We start from the raw sequence: 5,105 nt of genomic DNA on the forward strand, positions 1-5,105 counted from the left end.
GCGGGTGGCGAATCCTGCAACCCGCTGAATCGCAGCCTCCCAAGTGCCTATTGTTGTCGCTTTCCTGCGCCGCGGAGGAAATCTGCCAGTGCCAATATTCTATCCCAAAAAGCGGGAAACTTTTACTCAGAAATCTCCTTAATCTCCATGGTCTTGCCAAAGTTGGCCCGGCCCACGATGACTGAGAAGTTCCCCGCCAGCACGTTGTTCCAGGTTAGTCGCTTACCCAAAACATCAGATGCAAGAAGCTGGTCGGCCGTGTACGTTGTCCGGAGACTGAATCGGCGGTCTAGATCAAGATATTCGTCCATGCCGCCTATAATACTAACTCTGCATCAGAGGGGGCGGAAATAGGAGGCCAGAAAGCGCAGTCGCCCGCCACTTTTCAGGGATTCGTCCGGGTCTCGCCGACCGACATTGATGGGCTTGCTGGCGGTCAATGCCATTGGCTATCGTCGAACACGCCCTCCAGGGTCGATGCCGTCAGCACCCGCCGGAGCAAGACATCGAGATCGGCGTCCGGTATTTTTGCGACGTGGGCACGCACCTTGATGTCCAAATCCCCGAACCGCGTCTCCAGGGCCAGCAGGATGGCCTTACGTTGGCCTTGGGCTTCGCCTTCTTTGATCCCTTGGGCCCTGCCGCGCATTTCACCCTGGTTCACCCATTGTTGTGCAATCGTGGTCACAAGTATCTCCTCCCGTTCGGGTTTGGCGAGTGCGACCGCGTCGAGCAAGGTCTGCACCGGCATGTCATAGACGGCCACAACATACTCGAAGAATTGCTTCTCGAACATCCCGCCGTCGGGTAGATCTTCCAGCATCCGCACCATGTCCGCGAGGGGTAGGCCCCGCTCAAAGGCGAATTTCAGGGCCGCCAACCCGGCCCGCAAGGCGCGTTCGGCCGAGAGGCGCTCGTAGGCGATGGGCTTGAGATCATACAGTACATAGCGAAAATCCCGTACCAGGTCCAAGACCTCCGGATCGGTGTCGAGACAGTCGATCACGGAGGCGGGCACCTGCCAGGCCGCGCTGCCATGGTAGAAGACTAAGGGAATGATCGGCGGCAGGGCCCGCAGTTTCTCGGTCCGGCCTTCGCCGTAACGCTCCCAGATCCGGGCGGAGTAGCCGAGTAGCTGGATTGGAGTCCCGGGGTCCGGGGTACTCTTGTGCTCCAGCAGGACGTAGAGCAACAGCGGCTTGCCGGACTTGAGGCGGACCTGAAACAACCGGTCGCTCTGGGAGCCGCGTAACCGGGCATCGACAAAGGTCCCGTCAACCAGTTCCGGGGGCGCATCCGCGAGGCGGTCCCGGAGCGCGGGCGGCAGATACTCGCGGATCAGCGTCTCGGCCCGAATGGGGTCGTCGAGCAAAGCACGGAACAGTTTGTCGTGGGGATTGACGAGTTCAGACATCGGTCAAAGCACGTATGGATGGAGGCGCGGCGGCGGAAACTTCCCCCCGTTCAAGTCGCGTCTGGATGAATGACCCCAAGCCGCCCATCAAGCCAAGCCTGCACCGGCTCCACGCCGACCTGTTCCAAGGCGGAAAAGCTCAGCACCTCGACCGGGCAGGCATCTTTCCCGGTCTGCTTCCCGGCCAGTCGCACGGCCTCCTGTTCCACCGCCCGCGTGGTGGCGAGCAGGGCGCCGCGCTTGAGCTTGTCGGCCTTGGTGAGGAGCAGCAGGCACGGCAGATTGGCGCGGCGCCCCCAGGCGAGCATCTGCCGGTCATAGTCGGCCAGCGGGTGGCGGCAGTCCATCACGATGACCAGACCGGCGAGTGACTGGCGACGCTCCAGGTAGGTCGCCATGTGGGCCTGCCATTCGAGCTTGATCGCCTCGGAGACGCGGGCATAGCCATAGCCCGGCAGGTCCACCAGGCGGCGCTCGTCATCCAGGTTGAAAAAGATCAACAACTGGGTCCGGCCCGGGGTCTTGCTGGTGCGCGCCAGTCCCCGCTGGTGGCAGATGGTATTGATGGCGCTGGACTTGCCGGCGTTGGAACGGCCGGCGAAGGCGACCTCGCGGCCTTGATCGTCGGGCGCCTGTTCGATGCGGGAGGCGGCGGTGAGGAAGCGCGCGCCCTGGTAGAGGGGGTTCATGCGGTGGCTCCAGTAGTGCGCGACCAGTGTCCGGACTTGCCGCCGGTCTTCTCCAGCAGGCGCACGCACTCGATGGTCATGCCGCGGTCCACGGCTTTGCACATGTCATAGACCGTCAGCAGGCTGACCTGGACGGCGCACAGGGCCTCCATCTCGACCCCGGTCTGACCGGTGGTCTCGACGGTGGCCCGGCAGTGGACGGCGCAGTCCGCGGCGCACGCGTCCAACTCGATCGCTACCCGGGTGAGTGCGAGCGGGTGGCACAGCGGTACCAGGTCGGCGGTCCGCTTGGCGCCCATGATACCGGCGATGCGGGCGACGCCGAGCACGTCGCCCTTGCGGTGCCCGCCCTGCGCGATCAGGGCCAGGGTCTTGGGGTCCATCCGGATCAGGCCCGCGGCGACCGCCACGCGGCGCGTCGCGGCCTTGTCGCCCACATCGACCATTTGGGCCTCGCCGGCGGCGTTGAAGTGGGTCAGGGTCATGGTAGGAGTTCGGGGTTCGGGGTTCGGGGTTCGGAGTTCGGGGTTCGGGGTTCGGAGTTCGGGGTTCGGGGTTCGGGGTTCGGGGTTCGGAGTTCGGGGTTCGGAGTTCGGAGTTCGGAGTTCGGGGTTCGGAGTTCGGGGTTCGGGGTTAGTAGATGGTTGCTGGAGTAGAGGACGAGCTAAACACCCACCTATCCCCTAACTCCTATCCCCTAACTCCTAACTCCTAACTCCTAACTCCTAACTCCTAACTCCTAACTCCTAACTCCTAACTCCTAACTCCTAACTCCTAACTCCTAACTCCGAACTCCTATCCCCTGATTACTCCCCTAGAACGCCGGCTTCTCCGGTGCGTCCTCAAACATCTTCACGCTCGCCATGATCTCCTCCTTGGCCTCATCGACGCCCTTCCAGCCGCCGACCCGCACCCACTTGCCCTGGTCCAAGTCTTTGTAGTGTTCAAAAAAGTGGGCGATCTGGTCGAGCAGGTGAACCGGCAGATCGCGGAAACTCGCGACGGTCTGATAGCCCTTGTAGAGCTTGTCGATGGGCAGGGCCAGGATCTTGGCGTCGTCGCCCGACTCATCCGTCATGGTGAGCACCCCGACCGGGCGACACTGGATGACCGAGCCCGGGATCAGGGGATAGGGGGCCAGGACCAGCACGTCCACCGGATCACCGTCGAGTGACAGGGTGTGGGGGACATAGCCGTAGTTGCAGGGGTAGTGCATGGCGGTGGACATGAAGCGGTCCACGAACATGGCCCCGGTCTCCTTGTCCATTTCGTACTTGACGGGCTCCGCGTGGGACGGGATCTCGATGATGACGTTGATCTCGTTCGGCACGTTGGCGCCGCGAGATACCTTCGATAAATCCATGACTGGACCTCGGATTGGTTGTAAAGATGCCGAAAAAGGGAAGGGACCCGTGCGGGTCCCCTCCCGGCGCATCAAGCGCCGATTCTAATCCAGGAGACCGCCGCAAATCCCACTGACGCGGGGGTCACGGCGGCCGCCGGGGCTCATCAGACCAGCAACGGCACGATCAAGAGCGCCACGATGTTGATGATCTTGATCAGCGGGTTCACGGCCGGGCCGGCGGTGTCCTTGTAGGGGTCGCCGACGGTGTCGCCGGTAACCGCCGCCTTGTGGGTCTCGGAGCCCTTGCCGCCGAAGTTACCGTCTTCGATATACTTCTTGGCATTGTCCCAGGCACCGCCGCCGGCGGTCATGGAAATGGCCACGAAGAGACCGGTGACGATGGTACCGATCAACATGCCGCCCAGGGCCACCGGCCCTAAGATCAGGCCGACCAGGATGGGCAAGCCCACCGGCAGCAGGGACGGGATCAGCATCTCGCGGATGGCGTCCTTGGTCAGCATGTCCACGGCGCGGGAGTAGTCCGGCTTCTGGGTGCCGGCCATGATCCCGGGCATCTCGCGGAACTGACGACGGACCTCGTTGACGATACCGCCGGCCGCGCGACCGACCGCCTCCATCGCCATGGCGCCGAACAGATAGGGCACCATACCGCCGATGAAGAGCCCGATGATGACCATGGGGTCATTCAGACTGAACTCCGTCTTGCCGCCCAGCGCATAGGTGTAGTCGGCGAACAGGACCAGGGCGGCAAGGCCGGCGGAGCCGATGGCGTAGCCCTTGGTGACGGCCTTGGTGGTGTTGCCCACCGCGTCCAGCGGGTCGGTGATGGCGCGAATCTTCTCGTCCATCTTGGCCATCTCGGCGATGCCGCCGGCGTTGTCGGTGATCGGGCCATAGGCGTCGAGTGCGACGATGATGCCGGTCATGGAGAGCATGGCGGTGGCGGCGATGGCGATGCCGTAGAGTCCGGCGAGCCAGAAGGAGGTCAGGATCGCCAGGCAGATGACCAGCACCGGGGCGGCGGTCGCCTTCATGGAGACGCCGAGGCCGGCGATGATGTTGGTGGCATGACCGGTCTGGGAGGCGGCGGCGATGTGACGCACCGGGGCGTACTCGGTGGCGGTGTAGTACTCGGTGATGACCACCAGCAGTCCGGTCAGGGCCAGGCCCACCAGGGCGGCCAGGTACAGGCCGAAGTTGCTGTAGGCCGCCGCATACTCGCCGGTGCCGACCGGGTTGAGCAGCATGGTCAGCGGCAGGAAGGCCACCGCGGCGATGCCGCCGGCCACGATCAGGCCCCGATAGAGCGCGTTCATGATCTTCTCGCCTTCCTTCGCCTTGACGAAGAAGGTGCCGACGACCGAGGCGATGATGGACACGCCGCCCAGGACCAGCGGGAAGATGACGGCGCTGGTGTCCTGGATCAGGAGCCAGCCGAGCAGCATCGTGGCGACCGTGGTCACCGCATAGGTCTCGAACAGGTCAGCGGCCATACCGGCGCAGTCGCCCACGTTGTCGCCCACGTTGTCGGCGATGACGGCCGGGTTGCGTGGGTCATCCTCGGGGATGCCGGCCTCGACCTTGCCCACCAGGTCGGCGCCGACGTCGGCGCCCTTGGTGAAGATGCCGCCGCCCA

5 protein-coding genes are annotated in these 5,105 nt (G+C 63.8%); all 5 read right to left on the reverse strand.

All coding sequences use genetic code 11. The annotated features are described in order from the left end of the window. Nucleotides 1-436: 436 nt before the first annotated feature. Nucleotides 437-1,414, reverse strand: coding sequence for an Rpn family recombination-promoting nuclease/putative transposase (locus QZY48_RS28215; protein WP_295436970.1), 978 nt, complete (start codon nucleotides 1,412-1,414; stop codon nucleotides 437-439). A 50-nt stretch (nucleotides 1,415-1,464) separates the two neighbouring features. Then, complete coding sequence (gene yihA, locus QZY48_RS28220; RefSeq protein WP_295436971.1) at nucleotides 1,465-2,103, reverse strand: ribosome biogenesis GTP-binding protein YihA/YsxC; 639 nt, start codon at nucleotides 2,101-2,103, stop codon at nucleotides 1,465-1,467. Then, on the reverse strand, nucleotides 2,100-2,588 hold the full coding sequence (moaC, locus tag QZY48_RS28225) for a cyclic pyranopterin monophosphate synthase MoaC (RefSeq protein ID WP_295436972.1): 489 nt from the start codon (nucleotides 2,586-2,588) through the stop codon (nucleotides 2,100-2,102). Before moaC ends, yihA begins: the two co-directional genes overlap by 4 nt. A gap of 329 nt (nucleotides 2,589-2,917) precedes the next feature. Next, nucleotides 2,918-3,466 (reverse strand): inorganic diphosphatase, encoded by a 549-nt coding sequence (gene ppa, locus QZY48_RS28230; protein WP_295436973.1) that lies wholly within the window; start codon nucleotides 3,464-3,466, stop codon nucleotides 2,918-2,920. Nucleotides 3,467-3,612: 146 nt separating this feature from the next. Further along, nucleotides 3,613-5,105 (reverse strand): sodium-translocating pyrophosphatase (locus QZY48_RS28235; RefSeq protein ID WP_295436974.1); only part of this gene is annotated, 1,493 nt, incomplete at its 5' end.

The organism is uncultured Thiodictyon sp., from assembly GCF_903828115.1.
In the GTDB taxonomy this organism is placed as follows: domain Bacteria; phylum Pseudomonadota; class Gammaproteobacteria; order Chromatiales; family Chromatiaceae; genus Thiodictyon.

Coding starts and splice junctions, on each gene's coding strand:
- QZY48_RS28215 (WP_295436970.1), bottom strand. CDS start 1,414: ATGTCTGAACTCGTCAATCCCCACGACAAACTGTTCCGTGCTTTGCTC.
- yihA (WP_295436971.1), bottom strand. CDS start 2,103: ATGAACCCCCTCTACCAGGGCGCGCGCTTCCTCACCGCCGCCTCCCGC.
- moaC (WP_295436972.1), bottom strand. CDS start 2,588: ATGACCCTGACCCACTTCAACGCCGCCGGCGAGGCCCAAATGGTCGAT.
- ppa (WP_295436973.1), bottom strand. CDS start 3,466: ATGGATTTATCGAAGGTATCTCGCGGCGCCAACGTGCCGAACGAGATC.